Annotated in this window: 22 protein-coding genes and 2 pseudogenes; 14 read left to right on the top strand and 10 right to left on the bottom strand. The window is 69.5% G+C overall.

Annotated elements, in window-relative coordinates; all coding sequences use genetic code 11:
• Positions 1 to 59: 59 nt before the first annotated feature.
• The gene (locus QMK30_RS15225; RefSeq protein WP_283518428.1) at positions 60 to 1,259 is read right to left on the bottom strand and encodes a PucR family transcriptional regulator; all 1,200 of its coding nucleotides are present in this window, start codon (positions 1,257 to 1,259) and stop codon (positions 60 to 62) included.
• Between the two features lie 57 nt (positions 1,260 to 1,316).
• On the opposite strand from QMK30_RS15225, the gene QMK30_RS15220 reads away from it, so the two are divergent.
• A complete protein-coding gene (locus QMK30_RS15220) occupies positions 1,317 to 1,973 on the top strand; it encodes a pirin family protein (protein WP_283518427.1) in 657 nt (218 codons plus the stop codon).
• Between the two features lie 3 nt (positions 1,974 to 1,976).
• Here QMK30_RS15220 and QMK30_RS15215 read toward each other — a convergent pair whose 3' ends face one another.
• Complete coding sequence (locus QMK30_RS15215; RefSeq protein ID WP_283518425.1) at positions 1,977 to 2,795, bottom strand: serine hydrolase domain-containing protein; 819 nt, start codon at positions 2,793 to 2,795, stop codon at positions 1,977 to 1,979.
• A gap of 19 nt (positions 2,796 to 2,814) precedes the next feature.
• Positions 2,815 to 3,285 (bottom strand): GNAT family N-acetyltransferase, encoded by a 471-nt coding sequence (locus tag QMK30_RS15210; protein ID WP_283518423.1) that lies wholly within the window; start codon positions 3,283 to 3,285, stop codon positions 2,815 to 2,817.
• Between the two features lie 84 nt (positions 3,286 to 3,369).
• On the opposite strand from QMK30_RS15210, the gene QMK30_RS15205 reads away from it, so the two are divergent.
• Both QMK30_RS15205 and QMK30_RS15200 read left to right on the top strand, forming a co-directional pair.
• On the top strand, positions 3,370 to 3,825 hold the full coding sequence (locus QMK30_RS15205) for a MerR family transcriptional regulator (protein ID WP_283518421.1): 456 nt from the start codon (positions 3,370 to 3,372) through the stop codon (positions 3,823 to 3,825).
• Between the two features lie 6 nt (positions 3,826 to 3,831).
• Positions 3,832 to 4,848: an aldo/keto reductase gene (locus tag QMK30_RS15200; protein WP_283518419.1), complete on the top strand. Its 1,017-nt coding sequence runs from the start codon at positions 3,832 to 3,834 to the stop codon at positions 4,846 to 4,848.
• Between the two features lie 4 nt (positions 4,849 to 4,852).
• Here QMK30_RS15200 and QMK30_RS15195 read toward each other — a convergent pair.
• The 3 genes and pseudogenes from QMK30_RS15195 to QMK30_RS15185 all read right to left on the bottom strand — a co-directional run.
• Positions 4,853 to 5,290 (bottom strand): annotated as a pseudogene (locus QMK30_RS15195) (acyltransferase family protein); the annotation flags it as partial.
• 45 nt (positions 5,291 to 5,335) lie between these two features.
• The gene (locus tag QMK30_RS15190) at positions 5,336 to 6,274 is read right to left on the bottom strand and encodes a DUF4429 domain-containing protein (RefSeq protein ID WP_283518417.1); all 939 of its coding nucleotides are present in this window, start codon (positions 6,272 to 6,274) and stop codon (positions 5,336 to 5,338) included.
• Positions 6,275 to 6,359: 85 nt separating this feature from the next.
• Positions 6,360 to 7,571, bottom strand: coding sequence for an alpha/beta hydrolase (locus QMK30_RS15185; protein ID WP_283518416.1), 1,212 nt, complete (start codon positions 7,569 to 7,571; stop codon positions 6,360 to 6,362).
• Between the two features lie 166 nt (positions 7,572 to 7,737).
• On the opposite strand from QMK30_RS15185, the pseudogene QMK30_RS15180 reads away from it, so the two are divergent.
• Both QMK30_RS15180 and QMK30_RS15175 read left to right on the top strand, forming a co-directional pair.
• A pseudogene (locus QMK30_RS15180) lies at positions 7,738 to 7,932 on the top strand (MFS transporter); the annotation flags it as partial.
• A gap of 186 nt (positions 7,933 to 8,118) precedes the next feature.
• Complete coding sequence (locus QMK30_RS15175; RefSeq protein ID WP_349362075.1) at positions 8,119 to 8,481, top strand: peptidase inhibitor family I36 protein; 363 nt, start codon at positions 8,119 to 8,121, stop codon at positions 8,479 to 8,481.
• Between the two features lie 10 nt (positions 8,482 to 8,491).
• Here QMK30_RS15175 and QMK30_RS15170 read toward each other — a convergent pair whose 3' ends face one another.
• Together QMK30_RS15170 and aceE are read right to left on the bottom strand one after the other, a co-directional pair.
• Positions 8,492 to 9,355: a potassium channel family protein gene (locus QMK30_RS15170; RefSeq protein WP_283518415.1), complete on the bottom strand. Its 864-nt coding sequence runs from the start codon at positions 9,353 to 9,355 to the stop codon at positions 8,492 to 8,494.
• A gap of 125 nt (positions 9,356 to 9,480) precedes the next feature.
• Positions 9,481 to 12,213 (bottom strand): pyruvate dehydrogenase (acetyl-transferring), homodimeric type, encoded by a 2,733-nt coding sequence (gene aceE, locus QMK30_RS15165; protein ID WP_283518414.1) that lies wholly within the window; start codon positions 12,211 to 12,213, stop codon positions 9,481 to 9,483.
• A gap of 426 nt (positions 12,214 to 12,639) precedes the next feature.
• On the opposite strand from aceE, the gene QMK30_RS15160 reads away from it, so the two are divergent.
• The 6 genes from QMK30_RS15160 to QMK30_RS15135 all read left to right on the top strand — a co-directional run bounded on the left by QMK30_RS15160 (position 12,640) and on the right by QMK30_RS15135 (position 17,117).
• The gene (locus QMK30_RS15160) at positions 12,640 to 13,080 is read left to right on the top strand and encodes a DUF3052 domain-containing protein (RefSeq protein WP_283518413.1); all 441 of its coding nucleotides are present in this window, start codon (positions 12,640 to 12,642) and stop codon (positions 13,078 to 13,080) included.
• Between the two features lie 142 nt (positions 13,081 to 13,222).
• A complete protein-coding gene (locus tag QMK30_RS15155; RefSeq protein ID WP_283518411.1) occupies positions 13,223 to 13,741 on the top strand; it encodes a peroxiredoxin in 519 nt (172 codons plus the stop codon).
• A 105-nt stretch (positions 13,742 to 13,846) separates the two neighbouring features.
• Entirely contained in the window at positions 13,847 to 14,422 is a 576-nt protein-coding gene (locus QMK30_RS15150) for a TerD family protein (RefSeq protein ID WP_283518409.1), read from the top strand.
• A 93-nt stretch (positions 14,423 to 14,515) separates the two neighbouring features.
• Entirely contained in the window at positions 14,516 to 15,091 is a 576-nt protein-coding gene (locus tag QMK30_RS15145) for a TerD family protein (protein ID WP_283518407.1), read from the top strand.
• Positions 15,092 to 15,140: 49 nt separating this feature from the next.
• On the top strand, positions 15,141 to 16,280 hold the full coding sequence (locus tag QMK30_RS15140; RefSeq protein WP_283518405.1) for a DUF475 domain-containing protein: 1,140 nt from the start codon (positions 15,141 to 15,143) through the stop codon (positions 16,278 to 16,280).
• Between the two features lie 99 nt (positions 16,281 to 16,379).
• Complete coding sequence (locus tag QMK30_RS15135; protein ID WP_283518404.1) at positions 16,380 to 17,117, top strand: TerD family protein; 738 nt, start codon at positions 16,380 to 16,382, stop codon at positions 17,115 to 17,117.
• 69 nt (positions 17,118 to 17,186) lie between these two features.
• Here QMK30_RS15135 and QMK30_RS15130 read toward each other — a convergent pair whose 3' ends face one another.
• Positions 17,187 to 17,984 carry a TerD family protein gene (locus QMK30_RS15130; RefSeq protein ID WP_283518403.1) on the bottom strand — a complete coding sequence of 266 codons (798 nt, stop codon included), beginning with the start codon at positions 17,982 to 17,984 and terminating at the stop codon, positions 17,187 to 17,189.
• 185 nt (positions 17,985 to 18,169) lie between these two features.
• Here QMK30_RS15130 and QMK30_RS15125 point away from each other — a divergent pair, with 185 nt between their 5' ends.
• The 3 genes from QMK30_RS15125 to QMK30_RS15115 all read left to right on the top strand — a co-directional run bounded on the left by QMK30_RS15125 (position 18,170) and on the right by QMK30_RS15115 (position 22,909).
• Complete coding sequence (locus QMK30_RS15125; RefSeq protein WP_283518402.1) at positions 18,170 to 19,330, top strand: HpcH/HpaI aldolase/citrate lyase family protein; 1,161 nt, start codon at positions 18,170 to 18,172, stop codon at positions 19,328 to 19,330.
• A gap of 181 nt (positions 19,331 to 19,511) precedes the next feature.
• Positions 19,512 to 22,052 carry a phosphoribosyltransferase gene (locus QMK30_RS15120; RefSeq protein ID WP_283518400.1) on the top strand — a complete coding sequence of 847 codons (2,541 nt, stop codon included), beginning with the start codon at positions 19,512 to 19,514 and terminating at the stop codon, positions 22,050 to 22,052.
• On the top strand, positions 22,049 to 22,909 hold the full coding sequence (locus tag QMK30_RS15115) for an HAD family hydrolase (protein ID WP_283518398.1): 861 nt from the start codon (positions 22,049 to 22,051) through the stop codon (positions 22,907 to 22,909). The genes QMK30_RS15120 and QMK30_RS15115 overlap by 4 nt, the downstream gene beginning before the upstream one ends.
• Here QMK30_RS15115 and QMK30_RS15110 read toward each other — a convergent pair.
• On the bottom strand, positions 22,869 to 23,504 hold the full coding sequence (locus tag QMK30_RS15110; protein ID WP_283518397.1) for a DedA family protein: 636 nt from the start codon (positions 23,502 to 23,504) through the stop codon (positions 22,869 to 22,871). The two genes, QMK30_RS15115 and QMK30_RS15110, sit on opposite strands and share 41 nt — an antisense overlap.
• Positions 23,505 to 23,636 lie beyond the last annotated feature (132 nt).

The following is a 23,636-nucleotide window of genomic DNA, read 5'->3' as shown; positions in this document are numbered from 1 at the left end:
GTGCCCGTGGGGACAGGGACGAAGAACCGTCGGGGGAATTGTTGATGTCCGACAAAAGTCTAGGACTGCGGATCTCCTGCGGCCAGACGTCCCAGGATCAGGGCGATGCGCAGGGTGAACGCCGAACGCACGTCGGAGGGTGACCATCCGGTGACGTCCGTCACACGTCGGAGGCGGTAGCGCACGGTGTTGGGGTGCACAAAGAGCATCCGGGCCGCACCTTCGAGGCTGCTCGCCTGCTCCAGATAGACACTCAGTGTCTCCAGGAGCGCCGAGCCCGCCTCCTCCAGCGGTCTGTAGATCTCCTCCACCAACTGGTCCCTGGCGGCCGGGTCCGACGCGATGGCGCGCTCCGGCAGCAGATCGTCCGCGAGGACCGGCCGCGGGGCGTCCTGCCACGCCAGGCACGCCTTGAGTCCGGCGGCGGCGGCCTGCGCGGACCGGGTGGCGGCGAGCAGGGTGGGCACCACGGGCCCGGCGACCACCGGACCGGCCGCGTACGGCCCGATCAGGGCCTTCGCGACCTGGAGCGGATTGTCGCTGCCGCCCGCGATGACGACCAGACGGCTGCCGAGCACCCCGGTCAGCACCTGGAGCTTGGCGTGCCGGGCGGCTCGGCGGATCGCCTCGACGGTCAGCTCGCTGTCGCCGTCGGGGGCGGTCCCGAGCACCACACACACATGCTCGGGGGAGTTCCAGCCGAGGGCGGCGGCCCGGGACACGGCGCCCTCGTCGGCCTCGCCCGACAGCACGGCGTTGACCACGAGGGATTCGAGCCGGGCGTCCCAGGCGCCGCGGGCCTCGGCGGCCTGGGCGTACACCTGGGCGGTCGCGAAGGCGATCTCCCGGGCGTACACCAGCAGGGCCTCGCGCAGGACGCCCTGGTCGCCGGGGGCGGCGATGTCGTCGATCGCCGTCTCCATGACCTCGATGGTGGTGCGCACCATCTCGACGGTCTGGCGCAGGGTGATCGCCCGGGTCAGTTCGCGCGGCGCGGTGCCGAACACATCGGTGGAGATGGCCTGCGGGGCTTCCGGATGCCGGAACCACTCGGTGAACGCGGCGATACCGGCCTGGGCGACGAGACCGATCCAGGACCGGTTCTCCGGTGGCATGGCCCGGTACCAGGGCAGGGTCTCGTCCATGCGGGCGATCGCGTTCGCCGCGAGCCGGCCGGCGGACTTCTCCAGCCGTCGCAGGGTCACGGCATGCAGATGGGCGGCGTTCGAGGCGGACTGCTCAGCATCGGATCGGGGCACGCGACAAGACTGCCTTATCGGGACGGCGGCGCGACGGGCCGGGCTACCGTGGGCTTCGTGATTTCCGCACGCCGCTCGGCCGACCGCTTCCGTGGCGGCGAACCTTCCTCGGGCATCGAGTCCCTCCATGCCTTTTCCTTCGGGCGCTTCTACGACCCCGACAACCTCCGCTTCGGCGCGATGCTGGCCTGCAACGAGGAGCTGCTCGACCCCGGCGCGGGCTTCGACGAGCACCCCCACAGCCACACCGAGATCATCACCTGGGTGATCGAGGGCGAGCTGACGCACCGCGACTCGACCGGCCATGCCACGGTCGTGCGCCCCGGGGACGTGCAGCGGCTCAGCGCGGGCGTCGGAGTGCGCCACGTGGAGCGCAACGATGGCGCCGCGCCGCTGCGCTTCGTCCAGATGTGGCTGGCGCCCGTGGAGCCGGGCGGAGAGCCGTTGTACGAGATCGTGCGCGGCATCGCCGACTCCACGCCGTACGCAGTCCCGGCGGCCGGCGCGATGCTGCACGTACGCCGCCTGACCCCGGACGAGCGCACGGCGCTGCCGGACGCGGAGCGGGTGTACGTCCATGTCGTACGCGGCCAAGTTCATTGTGGCGTCGAGGAGTTGGGCCCTGGTGACTCCCTGCGCGTGACGGGCGCGAAGGACTTGGAGCTGGTCGCCACGAGCGCGGCCGAACTCCTCCTGTGGGAGCTGTCCGGCTGAGTCCTAGGCCGCGCGCAGTTCCGCGAGCACCGCGTCCGTGAAGGGCGGCCATGCCTCGGCGGCCCACGGGCCGAAGGGGCGGTCGCTCAGGGCGACGCAGGCCGCGCCCGCCTCCGGGTCGACCCACAGGAACGTACCGGACTGGCCGAAGTGCCCGAAGGTACGCGGTGAGGACGAACCGCCCGTCCAGTGCGGGGACTTGGAGTCGCGAATCTCGAAGCCCAGGCCCCAGTCGTTCGGGTTCTGGTGGCCGTAGCCGGGGAGTACGCCCTTGAGGCCGGGGTGGACGACCGCCGTCGCCTCGGCGACCGTACGGACGTCGAGCAGGCGGGGTGCCTGCAACTCGGCGGCGAAACGGGCCAGGTCGTCGACGGTCGAGACGCCGTCCTTGGCGGGGGAGCCGTCCAGTGAGGTGCCGCTCATGCCTAGCGGCTCCAGCACGGCCTGGCGCAGATACTCGGCGAACGGGATGTCGGTCGCCTTCGCGATGTGGTCACCGAGGACCTCGAAGCCGGCGTTGGAGTAGAGCCTGCGCTCGCCGGGCGGCGCCACTACCCGGTGCTCGTCGAAGGCCAGGCCGCTGGTGTGGGCCAGCAGATGCCGGACGGTGGAGCCCTCGGGCCCGGCCGGCTCGTCGAGCTCGACCGCGCCTTCCTCGTACGCGACCAGAGCGGCGTACGCGGCGAGCGGCTTGGTGACGGAGGCGAGCGGGAAGCGGTGCGCGGTCGGTCCGTGCGCACCGGCGATGGTGCCGTCCGCGCGTACGACGGCGGTCGCCGCGGTGGGTACCGGCCAGTTCTCGATCATCCGCACGCTGTCCATGCGTACGAGCGTAAAGGCACTACAGGTTCAGCCGCATCGAGGGGTCGGGCTTCCTGACGAAGCCGAGCGAGGCATACAGCGGCTCGGCCTCCGCGGAGGCATTGAGGTCGACGTTCATCGCGCCGCGCTCGCGGAACCAGTCGAGCAGCGCGGCCATACACGCACGGGCGTGGCCGCGGCGGCGCTGGTCCGGGTCGGTGGCGACGCTGAAGACATAGCCGTTGGTGCCGTGCGGGTTGCCCGCGCGCCCGATGCGGTATTCGATCGTGCCGACCACGAGGGCGGCCAGGGCGTCGGGCCGGTCCGGGTGGTCGATCACGAAGGCCGCGAAGTTGCCCGCCGGGTCGGCCAGTTTCTCGCGTACGGTCACCACCGACTCGGCGTGCCAGCCCGTGGACGTACCGGTGGAGAAGACCGAGTCGATCATGACCTGACGCAGTCGGAGCACTTCACCGGCGTCTTCGGTGGTCGCGCGTCGTACGAAGCTCATGGGGCGGAGGCTAATCGCCCCACCAGTAAATTTCCCCAGGTTTTGCTTGCTTCGAGTGCACTCCAAGGTCTTAGCGTGGTGGTCATGACCGTGATGGAGACCGCCCCAGCGAGCGCCGTCGCCTGCGACGCGGAACCCCGGGCGCTCCCGCGCCCCGAAGGCCACGACCACTACACGATCAGCGAGGTCGCGGCGTACACCGGGCTCACGGCCCACACGCTGCGCTGGTACGAGCGGATCGGCCTGCTGGCGCACGTGGACCGCTCGCACACCGGCCAGCGCCGGTTCAACAACGGCGACCTGAGATGGCTGGACCTTGTCGGCAAGCTGCGGCTGACCGGAATGTCCGTCGCGGACATGGTGCGGTACGCCGAGATGGTGCGGGAGGGCGAGCACACTATGGCGGCGCGGCACGAGCTCCTGGAGGCGACACGCAGGGCTGTGCGCGTGCGCATGGCCGAGCTTCAGGACACGCTCGCGGTACTCGACTACAAGATCGACTATTACGCGGACGCCCGACGGGCGTCGGAGAGGGTCTGACCACCCATGAGTGACAGCAAGATCGAAAAAGTACAGCTCGGAACCCACGGACCGCAGGTCGGCGTGCAGGGCCTCGGCTGCATGGGCATGAGTTTCGCGTACGGACCCACGGACGCCGACGAGGCGCGGGCCACTCTGGAGCGCGCCCTGGACCTCGGGGTCACCTTCTACGACACGGCGGACGCGTACGCCGCCGGCGAGAACGAGAAGTTCCTTGCCCCGTTCGTGAAGGCACACCGCGACGAGATCGTCATCGCCACGAAGTTCGCCCTGGCGATGGACCCGAACGACCCGACGAAGCGGATCGTCCGCAATGACGCCGGCTACATCCGCGAGTGCGTCGAGGGCAGCCTCCAGCGCCTCGGCGTGGACGAGATCGACCTCTACTACATGCACCGACGCGATGTGAACATCCCCATCGAAGAGACCGTCGGCGTGATGGCCGAGCTGGTCCGCGAGGGCAAGGTCAAGCACCTCGGCCTCAGCGAGGTCACCGGCGGCGAACTGCGCGCCGCGCAGGCCGTGCACCCGATCGCGGCCGTCCAGTCGGAGTGGTCGCTGTTCAGCCGCGACATCGAGGCCGGGGTGGTACCCACCGCAGCGGAGCTCGGCGTCGCGCTCGTGCCGTACTCGCCGCTCGGCCGCGGCTTCCTCACCGGTGCGTTCGTCAGCGCCGACAAGGATCTGAGCGCGGGTGACTTCCGCCGCCAGCAGCCCCGCTTCACCGGCGACAACGCCACCGCCAACGCCGAGCTGCTCGCCCCCGTACGCAAGCTCGCCGAGGCGCGCGGCGCGACCCTCGGGCAGATCGCGCTGGCCTGGGTCCAGCAGCAGGCCCAGCTGCACGGCCTCGCCGTCGTCCCGATCCCCGGAACACGCAAGCGCACCCGGGTGGAGGAGAACGCGGCCGCGACCCGGGTGACGCTCACCGCCGACGAACTGGCGCTGCTCGAACCGATCGCGGGCCAGGTCGCCGGCGGCCGGTACGCGGACATGTCCTTCACGTCCGCCGGCCGCGAGTAGGGGCTCACGCCAGCCCCAGCGCGAACACCGCGAAGCCCGCCGCGAGGAGGCCCGCCGCCGCACGGCGGGCCTCCGTCCCGGACTTCCAGGGCGCGTCGAAGCGCCGCGCGTAACGCCCGATCAGGACCAACGACACGGCGAACACCGGCAGCCAGAGCACCCTCGCCAGGATCCAGCCGAGCGAATCGGGTGCGCCGGTCAGCCCCGGGACCGTACCGAGGAAGGAACCGGGGACGGCAGCGGCGAGCATCGCCGTCTGGTGCCAACACAAAATAGTCATCGCGGACAGGTTGATGACGACGACCGGCGCCCACACCACGGGACGGCGCAGCAACGTGCCGATCCGATCGCGCAGCAGGATCGCGGCGCCGCACTGGGTGGCTGCCAGCGCCACGACGAGCAGCGACGGCCACCCTCCCCACCTCAACCGCCCACGCACCCCACCCACCACAGCAGCCCGCCAAGGGCCCGGCAAAGCCACCCCACCTCAAAGCTCCGCCAGCAACTCCGCCTTCTTCGCGCTGAACTCCTCGTCCGTAACAAGCCCCGCCTCGTGCAGATCCCCGAGGTGCCGTATCCGCTCCGCGATGTCCGCGGGATCACGCCGCCCGGCGGTGGTGCCGGAGGCAACAGAGGCAACGGGCATCGCCGCGGCCTCGACCGGAGCCGCGGTCGTCGGCACCCCGACTCCGCCGCGCGCCGCGCCGAGCACCGCCGCCGCGAACGGCAGGGACTCGTGCACCGGCCCGTATCCGAGCCCGAAGACGACGGCCGCCGGGTCCTGATCGGCCTGGGCGGGCCGCCGCGGCTCCGTACCCGACCCCGCCGCAGCGGGGTCGCTACCCTCCCCGCGAAGGAGCAGCCGCAGATACCCGTCGAAGACGTCGGGCGAGCGCCACTCGACCCCGTTCAGCTCCTGGATGTGGAAGGTCTGGTCGCCCGCCTTCCACTTCGCGGAGGACGCCCCCGTCCAGAACCAGCGGAACGCCACCTGCGACCCGTCGAAGGACGCCTTGCCGTCGTACGCCTTGAAGTGCAGGGGGGCCTGGGGCGCGGTCACCAGGAACCGGTCGGCGGGGACCTTCGCCTCCGGCAGGAGCATGGCGCGCAGCTCGTCGGCGTAGTACTCGGCGAGCGTCTCGCGCTCCGCCGGCAGCACCAGCCGGTACGGGTCGCAGCCGTCCTTCAACTGCCCGGAGGCGGCCTCCATCAGCGGGTCCGCACCCGGTCTTGGCGTCGCGTGCAGAACGACTGTCCCGCGCTTCCCCGGCGTCAGGGTCACCGACGCCAGCGCAGCGTGGGGAACACGTCGTTCGCCGAGCGCCTGGAAGAGCTTCGGCGTGCGGATCCCCCGTTCGAAGCGGATGAGCACGGAGTCGCTTTCGAACTCCCAGGTGGCATGAATTCCGGCCAGCACATCACCCATGCGGCTCATCGTATGCGGCGTGCGCTCCCGCGTCGCCCCTGGGCGCCGGGGGCAATTTTCCCGTCACGGCGCGCATCTACGCGCGTCAGACCTCTTCCGCGCCGGAAATTCCACTCCGGCAGGCCCCGTCGCCGCTCGCACAGTTCACCGTTCGGTACGAACCGACCCCTATTTCGGCGAAGTTGTTGAGGCTCTCGGTGCCGGGCGCGAAATAGCCGGTGTGCCCGACCGCGCCGGCCGCCGAGACGACCCTCGCCCCGAACTCCGGCGACACCGGGTCCGCGCCGTGGCCGAGCCCGCCGACCTCCAGGTACGGCACGTCCTGGATCCAGTCGTCGCCGTCCCGGGTGGCCCACACGCGCGCCCCGGTCTTCAGCTGCTTCGCGTTCTCGACCCGCATACCGGGGCTCCCGAAGGCCACGATGTCGGCGACCCGAGGCGGCAGCGAGGGCGCGGCGACGCCGCACACCACGGAGCCGTAGCTGTGGCAGAAGAGCGACACCTTTGAGCCACCGGGCAGCCCCGCGACGAGCGAGTTGAGCCGTTGTGAGCCGTCCATGGCGGGCTTGCCGATGACCGCGTCCATGCCGAGTCCGGAGGGCGCCGTGTAGTCCGCCCAGGCGATGACGGCGGTACGGGCCCCGGGCGACGCGGCGCGCTCGGCGGCGTACAGCGAGGTCGCCATGCCGACGGGGGCGGTGTACTTGCGCTCGGTCCGCTCGAAGTTCATCGCGGTGGTGTCGACGCCAGGGACAACGACCGAGACCCGCTTCGCGCGCCCGAGATCACCGAAGACCTCGGCGACCCGTCCGGAGCCCGCCGGGTCGAAGGCCAGGATCTGCCGCCCGTGGCCCATCAGTGACCCGAAGCGGTGCCACCGTCGGTCGGCCGTCTGGCGGCCGACCGCGGAGAGCTTCGGATCGTGCGTCCGCGACCGCTCCGCGGTGCTCGCCTGGGCCAGTGCCCGATGGTTGGCGCGGTAGCGCAGGGTGAGCGGGGCGCCGTTCATATTGCCGACGACCAAGGGATAGCGGTCGACGAGGTGCTCGCGCTGGGACGCGCTGAGGGTGGCGAAGAAGCGGGCGAGGCTGGCCGGCGCCAACCCGGCGTCCGGCAGCTCGCGGCCGTCGATGCCACCGCGGGCCCAGGAGGCGAGGGAGGCCGCACGGGGGTCCGCATCGCTCTTGTGGTGGCGCACCGCGGTCCAGCCCGTGGTGGCCAGCATGACGAACACCACGGCGAGAGCGAGCAGCGCGCGCCATGCGTTGAGGGTGGGGGAGGAGTCGAAGGAAGTCACTGCGGGCCACCCTAGAAGACGGGTGAGGTTCTCCGCGAAACCAGTGAGGCAGCTCACGTTTCGAGCAGAGGGAGTGCCCGCGCCGTCACGCTGTGTGTGTGCCCCGAGTGCGCGCCGGGGCGCGCCAGTTGGTGGCGAGCGCCGGTCCGAGCTGGTCCAGGTAGAGCTCGGTCAGTGCTCTGGCATGACGCCGGACATGTTTGACAAGATCACGGGCGTCATCCATGACACTTTCGTGTCGGGCAGGGGCTTCGCCTTCACCGTCGCCGGTGGTGTCGCGGTGATCGCGGCGCTGGTCGCCACCCAGACCAAGCGCGGGGAGAACGCGGAGGCGGGTGCGGGCGCGGCGGCCCACATCTGACGCCCACCGACGTCAACTTCGCGCGTACGACAGCCCCGCCGGACGGTTCCGGCGCGGCTGTCGCCTATCAGGGTGGACCACTTCCCGGCCCCTTGAGGCGCCGCGTCGCAGTAGGTCAGGGTGCAGCAACTGATCACGACGACACGGGGGCCGATCCAGATGATGCGTACGACCACCACCCATGCCATGCGTACGACCGCACTCGCGGCCGGAGTCCTGGCCATTGCCGCGCTGCTGCCGCAGAGCGCCCACGCCGCGCCACCCCGGCGAGGGGACTGCGCGGCCGGTGAGCTATGCCTCTGGGAGAAGCCGGACTTCAAGGGCGCCCGCCGGACCCACGAGTTGGCCGGCACCGACATCGAGAGCTGCGTCCCGCTGCCGGCCGGCACCGACGCCCAGGCCCTGGCCAACCGGACGGGGCGACCGGTCACGACGTACCAGTCCCAGGAGTGCTCGGAGACCGGGGAGTTCGAGACCTACCCGGGCGGCGGTACCTGGGTGCCCAGGACGCCGTACCGGGTGCGGGCCTTCAAGATGTGGGAGAGCTGAGGCCGGGAGGTCAGCGGACGGAGGACCGGTCGGCAACCACGGGACCGCTCTCGGCGGGCACTTCGGGAACAGGCGGCACTTCAGGACCGGCTTCGGAACCGGCCCGCACTCCGGAAGCCCCCGCTTCTCCCGCTTCCCCCGAAGACCGCACCGGCGATGACAGCCTGCCGACCTCCCGCCGCAGTTCCTTGACCTCGTGGGTCAGCGCCTTCAGGAGCGCGGTGCGACGCTGTTCCTCGGCGTCGTCCCGCTCGAAGCGGGAGATGAACCAGGCCGCGATGTTCGCGGTGACGACACCGAGCAGTGCGATGCCCGACAGCATCAGGCCCACCGCGAGCACCCGGCCGAGACCGGTCGTGGGGGAGTGGTCGCCGTATCCGACGGTCGTCATCGTCGTGAACGACCACCACACCGCGTCACCCAGCGTCTTGATGTTCCCGTCCGGAGCGTCCCGCTCGACCTCCAGCACGGCCAGTGAGCCGAACATCAGCAGGCCCACCACCGTGCCTCCGACGTACGCCGTCAGCTGGATCTGGGGGGCCATCCTGGCCCGCCGCCCGACCAGCAGCAGGGTGGAGACGAGCCGCAGCAGCTGCAGGGGGCGCAGCAGCGGCACCAGCACCGCGATCAGGTCCAGTGGGTGGCTGCGGACGAACAGCCGCTTGCCGGGCGACAGCGACAGCCGTACGAGATAGTCCACGGCGAAGGCGCCCCACACGACCCACTCGGTGATCGTGCACACCAGGCGCACTGTGCCGCTCGCGTCGTGCGCGACGATCGGCACCGCGTAGGCGACGGCGAACGCCGCCGCCAGCCCCAGCAGGGGTCCCTGTGTGTGCCGCTCCCATCGGAGCTGCGCGGTCTGCACCTTCATGCCCGCATCGTAGAGCCGCGTTTTCCGGGGAACGACCCCCGGGCGGCCGACGCAGTGTGAGGGGCGGCGGGACCGAGGCCCCACCGCCCCTCACACCGAGCGCGCGTGTCGCATGCCCGAAGGTGTTACGCGTCGCCGCCCGCCGCACCCGGGTCGGCCGCGGTCACGTCGAGCAGCTGGTAGCGGTCGACGGCCTGCTTCAGCGCGGACCTGTCGATACGGCCCTCCTTGGCGAGCTCGGTGAGCACCGCCAGGACGATCGACTGCGGGTCGATGTGGAAGAAGCGCCGGGCCGCACCGCGGGTGTCGGCGAAGCCGAAGCCGTCCGCACCCAGCGACTGGTACGCGCCGGGCACCCAGCGCGCGATCTGGTCCGGAACCGAACGCATCCAGTCGGAGACGGCCACGAACGGACCCTGAGCCCCGGAGAGCTTCTGCGTCACGTACGGAACCTGCTGCTCCTCCTCCGGGTGGAGCAGGTTGTGCCGCTCGACGTCGACGGCCTCGCGGCGCAGCTCGTTCCAGGAGGTGGCGGACCAGACGTCGGCCCTGACGTTCCACTCCTCGGCGAGGATCCGCTGAGCCTCGATCGCCCACGGGACCGCGACACCGGAGGCCATGATCTGGGCCGGAATCTCGCCCTTCCCGCCCTCCTGGAAGCGGTGGATGCCCTTGAGGATGCCGTCGATGTCGACGTTCTCCGGCTCGGCCGGGTGCTGGATCGGCTCGTTGTAGACGGTCAGGTAGTAGAAGATGTCCTCGGCGTTCTCGCCGTACATCCGGCGCAGACCGTCCCGCACGATGTGCGCGATCTCGAAGCCGTAGGCCGGGTCGTAGGAGACACAGCCCGGGTTCGTCGATGCGAGCAGCTGCGAGTGCCCGTCCGCGTGCTGGAGACCCTCACCGGTCAGCGTCGTACGACCGGCGGTGGCACCCAGCACGAAGCCGCGCGCGAGCTGGTCGGCCATCTGCCAGAACTGGTCGCCGGTGCGCTGGAAACCGAACATCGAGTAGAAGACGTACACCGGGATCAACGGCTCGCCGTGCGTGGCGTACGCCGAACCCGCGGCGATCAGCGAGGCGGTGCAGCCGGCCTCGGAGATGCCGTCGTGCAGCATCTGCCCGGTCGGCGACTCCTTGTACGCGAGCAGCAGATCGCGGTCCACGGCCTCGTACTGCTGACCCAGCGGGTTGTAGATCTTCGCGCTCGGGAAGAACGCGTCCATGCCGAAGGTGCGGTACTCGTCGGGCGCGATCAGCACGAACCGCTTGCCGATCTCCTTGTCCCGCATGAGGTCCTTCAGTACCCGGACAAACGCCATGGTGGTGGCGATCGACTGCTGGCCCGAGCCCTTCTTCGCTGCCGCGTACGTCTTGTCGCCCGGCAGCGTCAGCGGCTTCGCGCGCACGACACGGGTCGGCACGTACCCGCCCAGCGCGTCGCGGCGGTCGTGCATGTACTGGATCTCGTCCGAGTCGCGGCCCGGGTGGTAGTACGGCGGAGCGCCGGACTCCAGCTCCTTGTCCGCGATCGGGATGTGCAGCCGGTCGCGGAAGCGCTTGAGGTCGTCCGCGGTCAGCTTCTTCATCTGGTGGGTCGCGTTGCGGCCCTCGAAGTTCGGGCCGAGGGTCCAGCCCTTGACCGTCTGCGCGAGGATCACGGTCGGCTGGCCCTTGTGCGCCTTGGCCGCCGCGTACGCCGCGTAGACCTTCTTGTGGTCGTGACCGCCGCGGCCGAGGTGCAGGATCTGCTCGTCGCTCATGCCGTCGACCATCGCGCGCAGGCGGTGGTCGTCACCGAAGAAGTGCTTGCGGATGTACTCGCCGGTCTCCGTCGCGTACGTCTGGAACTGGCCGTCCGGCGTGGTGTTCAGCCGGTTCACCAGGACGCCGTCGCGGTCCTGCGCGAGCAGCGGGTCCCAGGAGCGGTCCCAGACCAGCTTGATGACGTTCCAGCCGGCGCCGCGGAACTGCGACTCCAGCTCCTGGATGATCTTGCCGTTGCCGCGGACCGGGCCGTCGAGGCGCTGCAGGTTGCAGTTGACGACGAAGGTCAGGTTGTCCAGGCCCTCACGGGCGGCGATGGACAGCTGGCCCAGCGACTCGGGCTCGTCCATCTCGCCGTCGCCGAGGTACGCCCAGACGTGCGACTTGGAGGTGTCGGCGATGCCGCGCGCCTCCATGTAGCGGTTCATCCGGGCCTGGTAGATCGCGCCGAGGGGGCCGAGGCCCATCGAGACGGTCGGGAACTCCCAGAAGTCCGGCATCAGCCGCGGGTGCGGGTAGCTGGACAGACCGTTCGGGAACTTCGACTTCTCCTGGCGGAAGCCGTCGAGCTGGGCCTCGCTCAGCCGGTCGAGCAGGAACGCGCGGGCGTAGATGCCGGGGGAGGCGTGGCCCTGGAAGAAGATCTGGTCGCCGCCGTCACCCTCGTCCTTGCCGCGGAAGAAGTGGTTGAAGCCCACGTCGTACAGGGAGGCGGAAGAGGCGAAGGTGGCGATGTGGCCGCCGACTCCAATGCCGGGGCGCTGCGCACGGGACACCATCACGGCCGCGTTCCAGCGGGTCGCGTTGAGGACCTTGCGCTCGATCTCCTCGTTGCCGGGGAAGAACGGCTCGTCCTTGGTGGCGATGGTGTTGATGTAGTCCGTGCTGCGCATCTCGGGCACGGCCACGCGCTTCTCGCGGGCTCGCTCGATCAGGCGGAGCATCAGGTAGCGGGCGCGCTCACGGCCCCGCTCGTCGACGGCGGCGTCGAGAGAGTCGAGCCATTCCTGGGTTTCTTCGGGATCGAAGTCCGGGACCTGGCTCGGAAGGCCGCCAATGATGATCGGGTTGCGATCGGATCCGGAAGCCACGCTGTTCCTTCGCTGGTTGGGTTCTGAGGGGGGGTGTCGCGCCGCCTCCATCGTGTACCCCGGGAACGCAAACGTCATCTCTACTGAGGGGTAACCACCGCTCGGCGAGAGGGCTCGTCGTCGGTCCGCGCACGGGGTCGAGGATGGGTCCGGCCAAATCGCAACCTTACGCCCCACGCGTTTATCTGTTCCGTAAGGCTGTTCGGACCCCGATTGGCGTACTGAAGCCACGGAACCCGTCAAACCAGGTCGAATGGTGTGGGATGAATCACGGAGCGGGGTCCGGGGGTGCCCGTATACCCATCCTTTGGGCGGGATCGGGGGCGGGGTACTTGCGAGATTCGTCCTGCACGTGTGGACTACCGCCAATGCCCCGCGCACGCGCGGGTCCCAAGCATTTTCCAAAACATGATCAGGAGGCAACCCGTGAGCGCGACCGCGGACCACGCGGAGGAGCGGACCAACCTTGCCGCGAGGCTGGGTTTCCAGCCCGAGCAGGTGGTCCAGGAGATCGGCTTCGACGACGATGTCGATCAGGAGCTCCGCGAGGCCATCGAGGAACTCATTGGCAGCGATCTCGTCGACGAGGACTACGACGATGTGGCTGATGCCGTCGTGCTGTGGTTCCGAGACGACGACGGTGACCTGACGGACGCGCTGGTCGATGCCACGCAGCTGATCGACGAAGGCGCACCCGTCTGGCTGATGACGCCGAAGACCGGCCGCGACAACTACGTCGAGCCGAGCGACATCAACGAAGCCGCGACGACGGCGGGTCTCTCGCACACCAAGAGTGTCAATGCGGGCAAGGACTGGACCGGCAGCAGGCTGGTTACCCCGAAGGCGGCGAAGTCAAGCAAGCGCTGACCAGCACGGACACAGACACCGGCCACCTTCACCGATGCAATACGGGCCCCCGCCGACCTAGTCGGCGGGGGCCCTCTGCACAGGGTTGACGCCGCCGGGTCCCTCGATGCCCCTGATGACACCGATGAAGGGATGACGCTCCATGGCGGTTTCCACGACGATCGAGGTCGGCGCCCTCGCCCCGGACTTCGAGCTGAAGGACAACCACGGGCGGACCGTACGGCTCTCCGGCTTCCGGCGCCCGCGCACATCCGAACAGGCCGAAGGTGCCGACGAGAACGCCAGGAACGTCGTGTTGCTCTTCTACCCCTTCGCCTTCACCGGCGTCTGCACGGGTGAGCTGCACGCGCTGCGCGACGAGGCGGAGAAGTTCGTCAACGACGACGTGCAGTTGCTCGCCGTCTCCAACGACTCCATCCACACCCTGCGGGTGTTCGGCGAGCAGGAGGGCCTCGAATACCCCCTGCTCTCGGACTTCTGGCCGCACGGCGAGGTCTCGCGGGCGTACGGGGTCTTCGACGAGGGCAAGGGCTGCGCGGTGCGCGGCACCTTCGTCATCGACAAGGAGGGCGTGGTGCGGTGGTCCGTGGTGAACGCGCTGCCCGACGCGCGGGACCTCAACGACTACCTCAAGGCCCTCGGTGACCTTTCCGGCCAGTGACCTTTCCGGTCGATAAATTTCGGGACTTTAGTCCTGCTGTGACCGGGAACCGGTCACTAGGATCGGATCGTTGATCCGATACAGCTCGACATCATTGGAGGACTCGTGGGAGTCAGCCTCAGCAAGGGCGGCAACGTCTCGCTGACCAAGGCCGCCCCCAACCTGACCGCGGTCATCGTCGGTCTGGGCTGGGACGCGCGTACCACCACCGGGGGTGACTTCGACCTCGACGCCAGCGCCCTGCTGACCAACGACCAGGGCAAGGTCACCAACGACTCGAACTTCGTCTTCTTCAACAACCTCAAGAGCCCCGACGGTTCGGTCGAGCACACCGGTGACAACACCACCGGTGAGGGCGAGGGTGACGACGAGGTCATCAAGGTGAACCTGGCCGGTGTGCCGGCCGATGTCGCCAAGATCGTGTTCCCGGTCTCGATCTACGAGGCCGAGGCCCGTCAGCAGAGCTTCGGGCAGGTGCGCAACGCGTACATCCGCGTGGTGAACCAGGCCGACAACGCGGAACTGGCGCGCTACGACCTGAGCGAGGACGCCTCGACGGAGACCGCCATGGTCTTCGGCGAGCTCTACCGCAATGGTGCGGAGTGGAAGTTCCGGGCCATTGGCCAGGGTTACGCCTCGGGTCTGCGCGGTATCGCGCAGGACTTCGGCGTCAACGTCTGAGCGAGACCCGCTTTTTGTCCGGCGCCGCACAGGAGTGCGGCGCCGGACGCGCCTGGCCATTGATTCACTTCACTGCGGGGAGGAAGCAACAACATGGGCGTCACACTCGCCAAGGGAGGCAACGTCTCCCTCTCCAAGGCCGCACCGAACCTCACTCAGGTACTGGTCGGACTCGGCTGGGACGCACGCTCCAGCACCGGGGCCCCCTTCGACCTCGATGCCAGCGCGCTGCTCTGCCAGAACGGCCGCGTGCTCGGCGACGAGTACTTCATCTTCTACAACAACTTGAAGAGCCCCGAGGGCTCTGTCGAGCACACCGGTGACAACCTCACCGGCGAGGGCGAGGGCGACGACGAGTCGCTGGTGATCGACCTCTCCACGGTGCCCGAGCACTGCGACAAGATTGTTTTCCCGGTCTCGATCCATGACGCCGACAATCGCGGCCAGACCTTCGGTCAGGTGAGCAACGCCTTCATCCGGGTGGCAAATCAGGCCGACGGACAGGAACTTGCTCGCTACGACCTCTCCGAGGACGCCTCCACCGAGACCGCGATGATCTTCGGCGAGGTGTACCGGTACGGAGGCGAATGGAAATTCCGCGCCGTTGGGCAGGGGTACGCGTCGGGGCTGCGGGGCATCGCTCTAGACTTCGGGGTCAACGTTTCGTAAAGCCGCGCACGGCGCGGGGGAGACCCGTACTCACACGATGGGGTAACCAGTGGTTCTGAAAACCTTCGGCTGGTCGTTTGCCATCACGGCAATCGGACTGGCCTTCGCCGCCTGGCAGTGGGGGTGGGAGGCATTCGGGATCGTACTGATCCTGTCGGTCCTCGAAATCTCACTGTCCTTCGACAACGCGGTGGTCAACGCCGGAATCCTGAAGAAGATGAATGCCTTCTGGCAGAAGATCTTCCTCACCATCGGCATCCTGATCGCAGTCTTCGGCATGCGGTTGGTCTTTCCCGTCGCCATCGTCGCGATCAGCGCCAAGGTCGGCCCGATCGAGGCCGTCCAGCTCGCGATGGACAAGCCTCAGCAGTACGAGGCCCTGGTCACCGACGCCCACCCGGCCATCGCGGCCTTCGGTGGCATGTTCCTGATGATGATCTTCCTGGACTTCATTTTCACCGACCGGGACATCAAGTGGCTCGGCTGGATCGAGCGCCCGCTCGCCAAGATCGGCAAGGTCGACATGCTGTCGGTCTGCATCGCGCTGATCCTGTTGCTCGGCACCGCCATGACCTTCGCGACCCATGCCCACACCAGCACAGGCCACGCGGACAAGACGACCACGGTGCTGCTCGCCGGCGTTGCCGGTCTGATCACGTACCTCGTCGTCGGCGGTCTGTCCGGACACTTCGAGAACAAAATCGAAGAGGAAGAGGAGCGCGAGCACGACGAGGAGGAGAAGGCCAAGGCCGAGGGCAAGGAGCCCACGGTCATCGGCCTCGCGGGCAAGGCCGCGTTCTTCCTCTTCCTCTACCTGGAAGTCCTGGACGCGTCCTTCTCGTTCGACGGCGTCATCGGCGCCTTCGCCATCACGAATCACATCTTCTGGATGGCGCTCGGCCTCGGCATCGGCGCGATGTACGTCCGTTCGCTGACGGTCTACCTGGTCCGCCAGGGAACGCTGGACGACTACGTCTACCTGGAGCACGGCGCGCACTACGCGATCGGCGCCCTCGCTGCCATCCTGCTCATCACCATCGAGCACCAGATCAACGAGATCGTCACCGGTCTGCTCGGTGTTGTCCTGATCGCTGCCTCCTTCTGGTCCTCGCTCCGCCGCAACAAGCGGATCGAGGCCGAGGGCGGCGAGAGCTCCGACCAGAAGTCGGAGGTCCCATCCGGGGTGTGACCCGGCTGGTATTGAGGAACGCTCTCTGCGGGGCGGTCACGAGGCTTCGGCTCTCGGGGCCGCCCTGCGGCTTTCCGGACGACTGAGGGGTGGGGCGTGATGGCCATCTGGGACAGCCTGCGGCGGGACAGGTCGGCGCAGTACGCGTCGGGCAGCGCGGCGACCAACGCGATCGAACTGACCAAGCGACGGCCTTCGGTGTCGCTCACGAAGCAGGGCGCGGACACCGGCAATCTGCGGGTGAACCTCTCCTGGCGGATGCGGACCTCCGACATCGGCGGCAGGGCGCGGCAGGGCGGCGGACTCCTGCGGCATCCCTTCAGGTTCTTCCAGCCGGACGTGGTCCAGGCGCACACCCAGGGCGTGGTCAACGTCGACCTCGACCTGGGCTGCCTCTACGAGCTGGAGGACGGCAGCAAGGGTGTCGTGCAGCCACTGGGCAGCTTCTTCGGGAGCCTCAATGAGGCGCCGTACGTCAAGCTGAGCGGCGACGACCGGTTCGGTGCCCCGTCGGGCGAGACGATCTATGTGAACCTCGACCACCGCGAGTTGATCAAGCGGCTGCTGGTCTTCGTCTATATCTACGACCAGACGCCGGCCTTCGACCGCACGCACGCCATCGTGACGCTCTTCCCGAGCAACGGCCCGCGCATAGAGATCGAGCTGGACGAGCGCGCCCCGCAGGCCCGCTCGTGCGCGGTCTTCACCGTCGAGAACGTCAAGGGCGACCTGGTCGTGCACCGCGAAGTGAAGTTCGTCTACGGATTTCAGGCCGAGCTCGACCGGCTGTACGGCTGGGGTCTGCAGTGGGGGCGCGGCTACAAGACCAAGACCTGAGTGCCGCAGACGTCCGGTGGGTGCGTCGGGAGCCCCGGGCGCACCGGAACTCCCGGGGCGCCCCGTACGTCAGCTGCGGATGAACTGAGGGCCCTGCGGCGGCAGCCTGAAGTTCGGGTCCGGCGCGGGCGCCGCCGCCGCGGCGGGCTGCGGATAGCCGTACGCGGGCTGCGTCGACGCCGACTGCGGATAGCCGTAGGCGGGCTGGGCCGGGCCGGGCTGGGGGTAGCCGTACGCCGGCTGCGGCGGCTGGGCCGACGGCTGGGGCTGGGCGGGGGGCGCCGAGGGCTCCGCGGCCCCGCCGGGCTCGGCGGCGGCCGCGCTCTCGTCCACCGAGATGCCATGGTCGGTGGCCAGGCCGATCAGGCCGTTCGAATAGCCCTCGCCGAGCGCCCGGAACTTCCAGGCGTCACCGCGCCGGTACAGCTCGCCGCAGATCAGCGCGGTCTCCGCCCCCGTTTCCGGCTTGACCTCGAAGTACACAAGGGGCTCGCCGCTCCCCGACGCGGTGGCGTCGTACACCTCGATGCGCAGATCCCGTACCTGCTCGAACGGAATGTGGTCGGTCGAGGCCACGATCAGCACCCGGTCCACGGCGGATTCGAGCGAGGAGAGATCCGTCTGCACCGAATCGGTGACACGGTCGGGGAAACGCTTCTTTCCCAGGCTCCGCACCAGCCCCGAGGGGTGGCGGGGCTGGTTGTAGAAGACGAAGTCCTCGTCGGAGCGCACGCGCCGGTCGACACCGAGCAGCAGAGCCGAGGCATCCACCTCGGGAACGTCCGGGCCCGGGGTCCAGCGCAGTACCGCTCGTACGGCCATGGCGTCGAGCGGGACGTTCGAGCCCTTCAGCATCGCGTGCGTCATGCCTGTCATCCTGCCTTCCCGGCGCCCTCCCGGACAACGCGGGGCCACTTTCCCTGTCACCGGAGCGGGTGCGTGCCCCCGCGCGTTATTTGAAGTTCATGCGCAGGGGAACTTTGGGCACCTGTACCTACGTACTATTACCGGCCACACATCGCCAGGCCTTTACGGCAGCACGGGAGACCCTCATGCGTCATTTCGGGCATGTCCCGCCCTCTGTCCGGGAGGGTCTGTTCCATCAGGAGCCCGGTGAATTCACGTCCGGATCGCCGCTCCGGACGCTTTCCGCCGCCCTCGGGGCCACGCTCTACAGCCCCGCCACGCGGCCACAGCTCGCCGTCGACGTGGTCAAGCAGGCCGGACGCGGCGTCGTTTCCATGGTGCTCTGCCTGGAGGATTCCATCGACGACGCGGAAGTCGCCGATGCCGAGGAGAATCTGGTCCAGCAGTTCGCCGAGCTCGACGCGCGGGGCGTGGAGTCGCCGCTGCTGTTCATCCGGGTCCGTGAGCCCGAACAGATCCCCGACCTGGTGAACCGGCTCGGACCTGCGGCGCGGCTGCTGTCCGGATTCGTACTGCCGAAGTTCACACAGGAGCGCGGGGTTCCGTTCCTGGAGGCGCTCACGGCGGCGGAGGCCGCGAGCGGGCAGCGACTGTTCGCGATGCCGGTGCTCGAATCGCCCCAGCTGCTGTACCTGGAAACGCGTGCCGAGACCCTCGACGGCATCGCCCGCACAGTCGACAAATACCGGGAGCGGGTACTCGCGCTGCGGCTCGGCGTCACTGACTTCTGCTCGGCGTACGGGCTGCGCAGAGCGCCCGACATGACGGCGTACGACGTGCAGATCGTCGCCGGGGTCATCGCCGACGTGGTGAATGTGCTGGGACGCTCCGACGGCACGGGCTTCACGATCACCGGCCCGGTGTGGGAGTACTTCAGGGTCCAGGAGCGGATGTTCAAGCCGCAGCTGCGCCGGAGCCCGTTCGTGGGCCAGGCGCAGGCGCTGCGCACGGCGCTCATCGAGCACGACATGGACGGGCTGTTGCGGGAGATCGGACTTGACCGCGCCAACGGGCTGCTCGGCAAGACCTGTATCCACCCCTCGCACGTTCCGCCCGTGCACGCGCTGTCGGTGGTGAGCCACGAGGAATTCACCGACGCGCAGGACATTCTGCGGCCCGAGCGGGGTGGCGGCGGCGTGCTGCGCTCCGCGTATACGAACAAAATGAACGAGGTGAAGCCCCACCGCGCGTGGGCCGAGTGCACGCTGCAGCGGGCCGAGGTCTTCGGCGTGGCACGGGAGGACATCGGCTTCGTGGAGCTGCTGACCGCCGGAATCCCCGGCTGAGATGGCACACCCTGGCAGTGACCGAGCCGGTCGCGCGGGTCCCGCTGGTCGTGCGGGCCCCACCAGTCCCGCCGGTCGTGCACGTCCTACCGAGCACATTGGTCACACAGAGCACATCGGTCACACGGGCGACACTGGTTACAACAGACGGTCCGACGAACGTAAGGCAGCGGAAAACAACGTGGTGTGGTCGGGAACATGGGTCGCTGAGCGGCTGGGCGTCGAACTGGTCGGCGAGGGCGCCGGAGAGGGCGGCGCGCTGACCGACCTGCTGGGTATGGCTCTGCGCCGCAACCCGAAGCGGGCGCATCTGCTCGTGTCGAACGTGCTGGGCAAGCACGTGCCGCAGCGGCCCTCCCGGGTGTACGGAGCCGGGTTCGCGCTCGGCCAGGACGTGCGGAGGCTGCTGGGCGACGAGACGGCCGCGCGGGCGGTGGTCCTCGGGTACGCGGAGACGGCGACCGGGCTCGGCCACTCCGTCGCGGACGGCGTGGCCCTCGCCCCGTACCTCCACTCGACGCGCCGCCCGGTCGACGGCGTGGCGACGGCGGGCGGCTTCGAGGAGTCGCACTCGCACGCCACCTCGCACCTGCTGCTGCCGCGGGACCCCGAGCTGCTCGCCGGCACAGGGCCACTGGTCCTCGTCGACGACGAGTTCTCCACGGGCAACACGGTGCTGAATACGATCCGCGACCTGCACGCGCGTTACCCGCGCGACTGGTACGTGATAGTCGCCCTGGTCGACATGCGCTCCGCCGATGACAGGGGCCGGCTGGAGGAGTTCGCGCGGGAGATCGGCGCCAGGGTCGACCTGATCGCGATGGCCTCGGGGACGGTCCGGCTGCCGGAGGGTGTCCTGCGCAAGGGCGTGGAGCTCGTGGCCCGGTTCGAGGAGGCGGCGGCGGTTCCCGGAGCGGTGGCCGGGGACGCGCCCGCGTCCTGGGCCGCACCCGTTTCCGCGTCGGCGACTGCGCCTGGGTCCGCGCCCGAGCGCGTACCGGCCTCCACGCCCACGACCTGCGTCCGCGTGGAGCTCGGCTGGCCTGTGGGCGTTCCCGACGGCGGGCGGCACGGCTTTCTGCCCGCGCACCGGGCGGCCCTGGAGGGCGCGCTGCCTGGCATGGCGGCCCGTACGGCCGAGGCGCTGCCCGCCGGGGCGCGCCGGGTGCTGGTCCTCGGCTTCGAGGAGCTGATGTACGCCCCCCTCCGGCTGGCCGAAGCGCTCGACGCGGTCGTCGATGCCGAGGTGCGGTCCTCGACCACGACCCGCTCGCCCGTGCTCGCCGTCGATGACCCGGGCTACGCGATCCGCACCCGCATCACCTTCCCCGCGCACGACAGCCCCGCCGACGGACCCGGCCCGCGCTTCGCGTACAACGTCGCGGGCGCCGGCTTCGACGCCGTGGTCGTTGTCGTCGACTCCACCGCCGACACCCCCGAACTGCACGCTCCCGACGGCCTGTTGGCGGGGCTCGCGCCGCACACCGACCGCGTGATACTCGCGGTCGTCCCCTCCTACGTACCCGAGCCATCCACACAGCCCGCACGCCCCACGCGCGCCTCCGAACGGCAGGAACCGCCCATGCCCGAGCCCCTTCGCGGCCCCGCCTTCTCCTCGTACGCACCGGAGGACTGCGGCTGGCTGCTCCAGGACCTGTCGGACGTCGAGCTCGAAGCCCCCACCGAGGAACGCGAGGAGGCGATCCAGAGCGGCGGCGCGCACTACGCGGAGTCGCTGCCCGTGGAGTACCAGCCGAGCGCCCACTACCAGGAGCTGTTCAAGTCGGCCCTGGACACGTCGGCCGCCCGTATCGCCAGGGCCGTCGGCACCGTGACCGAGACCGTCCTCGCCGAACGCTCCCCGCGCCCCGTGCTGGTCTCCCTCGCCCGCGCGGGAACGCCCGTCGGCGTCCTGATGCGCCGCTGGGCCCAGCACCGACACGGCCTCGACCTTCCGCACTACGCCGTCTCCATCGTCCGAGGCCGCGGCATCGACGAAACCGCCCTGCGCTGGCTGGCCGCTCACCACGACCCGGCCGACATCGTCTTCGTCGACGGCTGGACGGGCAAGGGCGCGATCACCCGCGAGCTGGCGCAGGCCCTGGAGGGCTTCGACGGCTTCAACCCGGAGATCGCGGTCCTCGCCGACCCCGGCGGCTGCGTCCGGACGTACGGCACCCGCGAGGACTTCCTCATCCCCTCCGCCTGTCTCAACTCGACGGTGTCCGGGCTGATTTCGCGTACGGTGCTGCGGTCCGACCTGGTCGGCCCCGACGACTTCCACGGCGCGAAGTTCTACCGGGAGCTCGCCGGTGACGACGTGTCCGGCCACTTCCTCGACACCGTCGCCGCCCGCTTCGACGAGGTCGCGGACGACGTGGACGCCGAGGTCAAGGAACTGCTGGCGGCGGACCGGGCTCCGACCTGGGAGGGCTGGGCGGCCGTCGAGCGGATCAGCGAGGAGTACGGCATCCACGACGTGAACCTGGTCAAGCCGGGCGTCGGCGAGACCACCCGCGTCCTGCTGCGCCGCGTCCCCTGGAAGATCCTCGCCAAGCGCGGCGCGGGACCGGACCTCGACCACGTACGGCTGCTGGCCGAACAGCGCGGCGTACCGGTGGAGGAGGTCGACGGGCTTCCGTACACCTGCGTCGGACTGATCCACCCCCAGTACACGCGCGGCGCGACCGGCACCAACGGCAAGGCGGTAACGGCGAAGTGACCACCTCCCCAGAGTCTTCTGCCTCTACCGTCTCTCCCGTTCTGGTCGCGAGCGATCTCGACCGCACCCTGATCTACTCGTCGGCGGCGCTCGGTCTGCGCATGCCCGACGCCGAGGCGCCGCGGCTGCTCTGCGTCGAGGTGTACGAGAGCAAGCCGCTCTCGTACCTGACGGAGACCGCCGCCGGGCTGATGGCGCAACTCGCGGCCGAGACCTGCTTCGTACCGACGACCACCCGTACCCGCGAGCAGTACCACCGCATCAAACTGCCGTGCCCCACACCGCGGTTCGCGATCTGCGCCAACGGCGGTCACCTCCTCGTCGACGGGGTGTCCGACCCGGACTGGCAGGCCCGGGTCGCCAGGGCCCTCGCCGACGAATGCGCCTCCCTGGCCGAGGTCCGCGCCCACCTCCTTGGCGCGGCCGACCCCGCCTGGCTGCTCAAGGAGCGGGTCGCCGAGGACCTCTTCGCCTATCTCGTCGTGGAGCGCGCGCTGCTGCCCGACGAATGGGTCAAGGAACTCGGCGAGTGGGCCGAGAACAAGGGCTGGACGGTCTCGCTCCAGGGCCGGAAGATCTACGCCGTACCCAAGCCGCTCACCAAGAGCGCGGCCATGCGCGAGGTCGCCCGCCGCACCGGCGCCACCCTCACGCTCGCCGCCGGTGACTCGATCCTCGACGCGGACCTGCTGCTGGCCGCGGACCAGGGCTGGCGGCCGGGCCACGGGGAGCTGGCGGACACGGGCTGGACCGGCCCCCGGGTCACGGTCCTGCCCGAGACGGGTGTCGCGGCGGGTGAGGAGATCCTGCGGTCCTTCATCCGCGCTGCCGGTCGGCACGGGCACGCGGTCGCCTGAGCGTCCGTACGCCCACGAAGAGCAGCACGGCCAGCACCGCCGCCACCAGCACCACCTTGGAGTACGTGGAGACGTAGCCCGTCACGTCCGCCCAGTTCTCGCCGAGCGTGTAGCCGGCGAGAACGAAGAGGGTGTTCCAGATCGTGCTGCCGAGCGTGGTGAGGCCGAGGAAGACGGGCAGCGGCATGCGCTCGATGCCCGCCGGGATCGAGATCAGGCTGCGGAAGACGGGGATCATCCGGCCGAAGAACACCGCCTTGGTGCCGTGCCGTTGGAACCAGGCCTCGGTCCGCTCGATGTCGGAGACCTTCACCAGCGGCAGCTTCGCGGCGATGGCGACGGTACGGTCGCGCCCGAGCAGCGCCCCCACCCCGTAGAGCGCGAGCGCGCCGATCACGGAGCCCGCGGTGGTCCACAGCAGGGCGGCGATCAGGCTCATCTGCCCGGTACTGGCGGCGAAACCGGCCAGCGGCAGAATCACCTCGCTGGGCAGCGGCGGGAAGAGATTCTCCAGCGCGATGGCGATGCCCGCGCCCGGCGCCCCCATGGTGTCCATGAGGGAAGTGATCCACTGTGGTGCGCTGCTTTCGACCATGCGGCCCACCCTGGGAAAGCGCAGCTGAAGCCAAGCTGAAGGAGGGTGACGTGCGGGCCGGGACGCCCGGGGCGACTCTCACCGGGCGATGGGGCGCGGCTCCGATATGCTCTGGCTCCGGGGAGCTGACGG

Source organism: Streptomyces sp. H27-C3 (assembly GCF_030063415.1).
Classification (GTDB): Bacteria; Actinomycetota; Actinomycetes; order Streptomycetales; family Streptomycetaceae; genus Streptomyces.
This window is presented reverse-complemented; position numbering and strand designations above follow the sequence as displayed.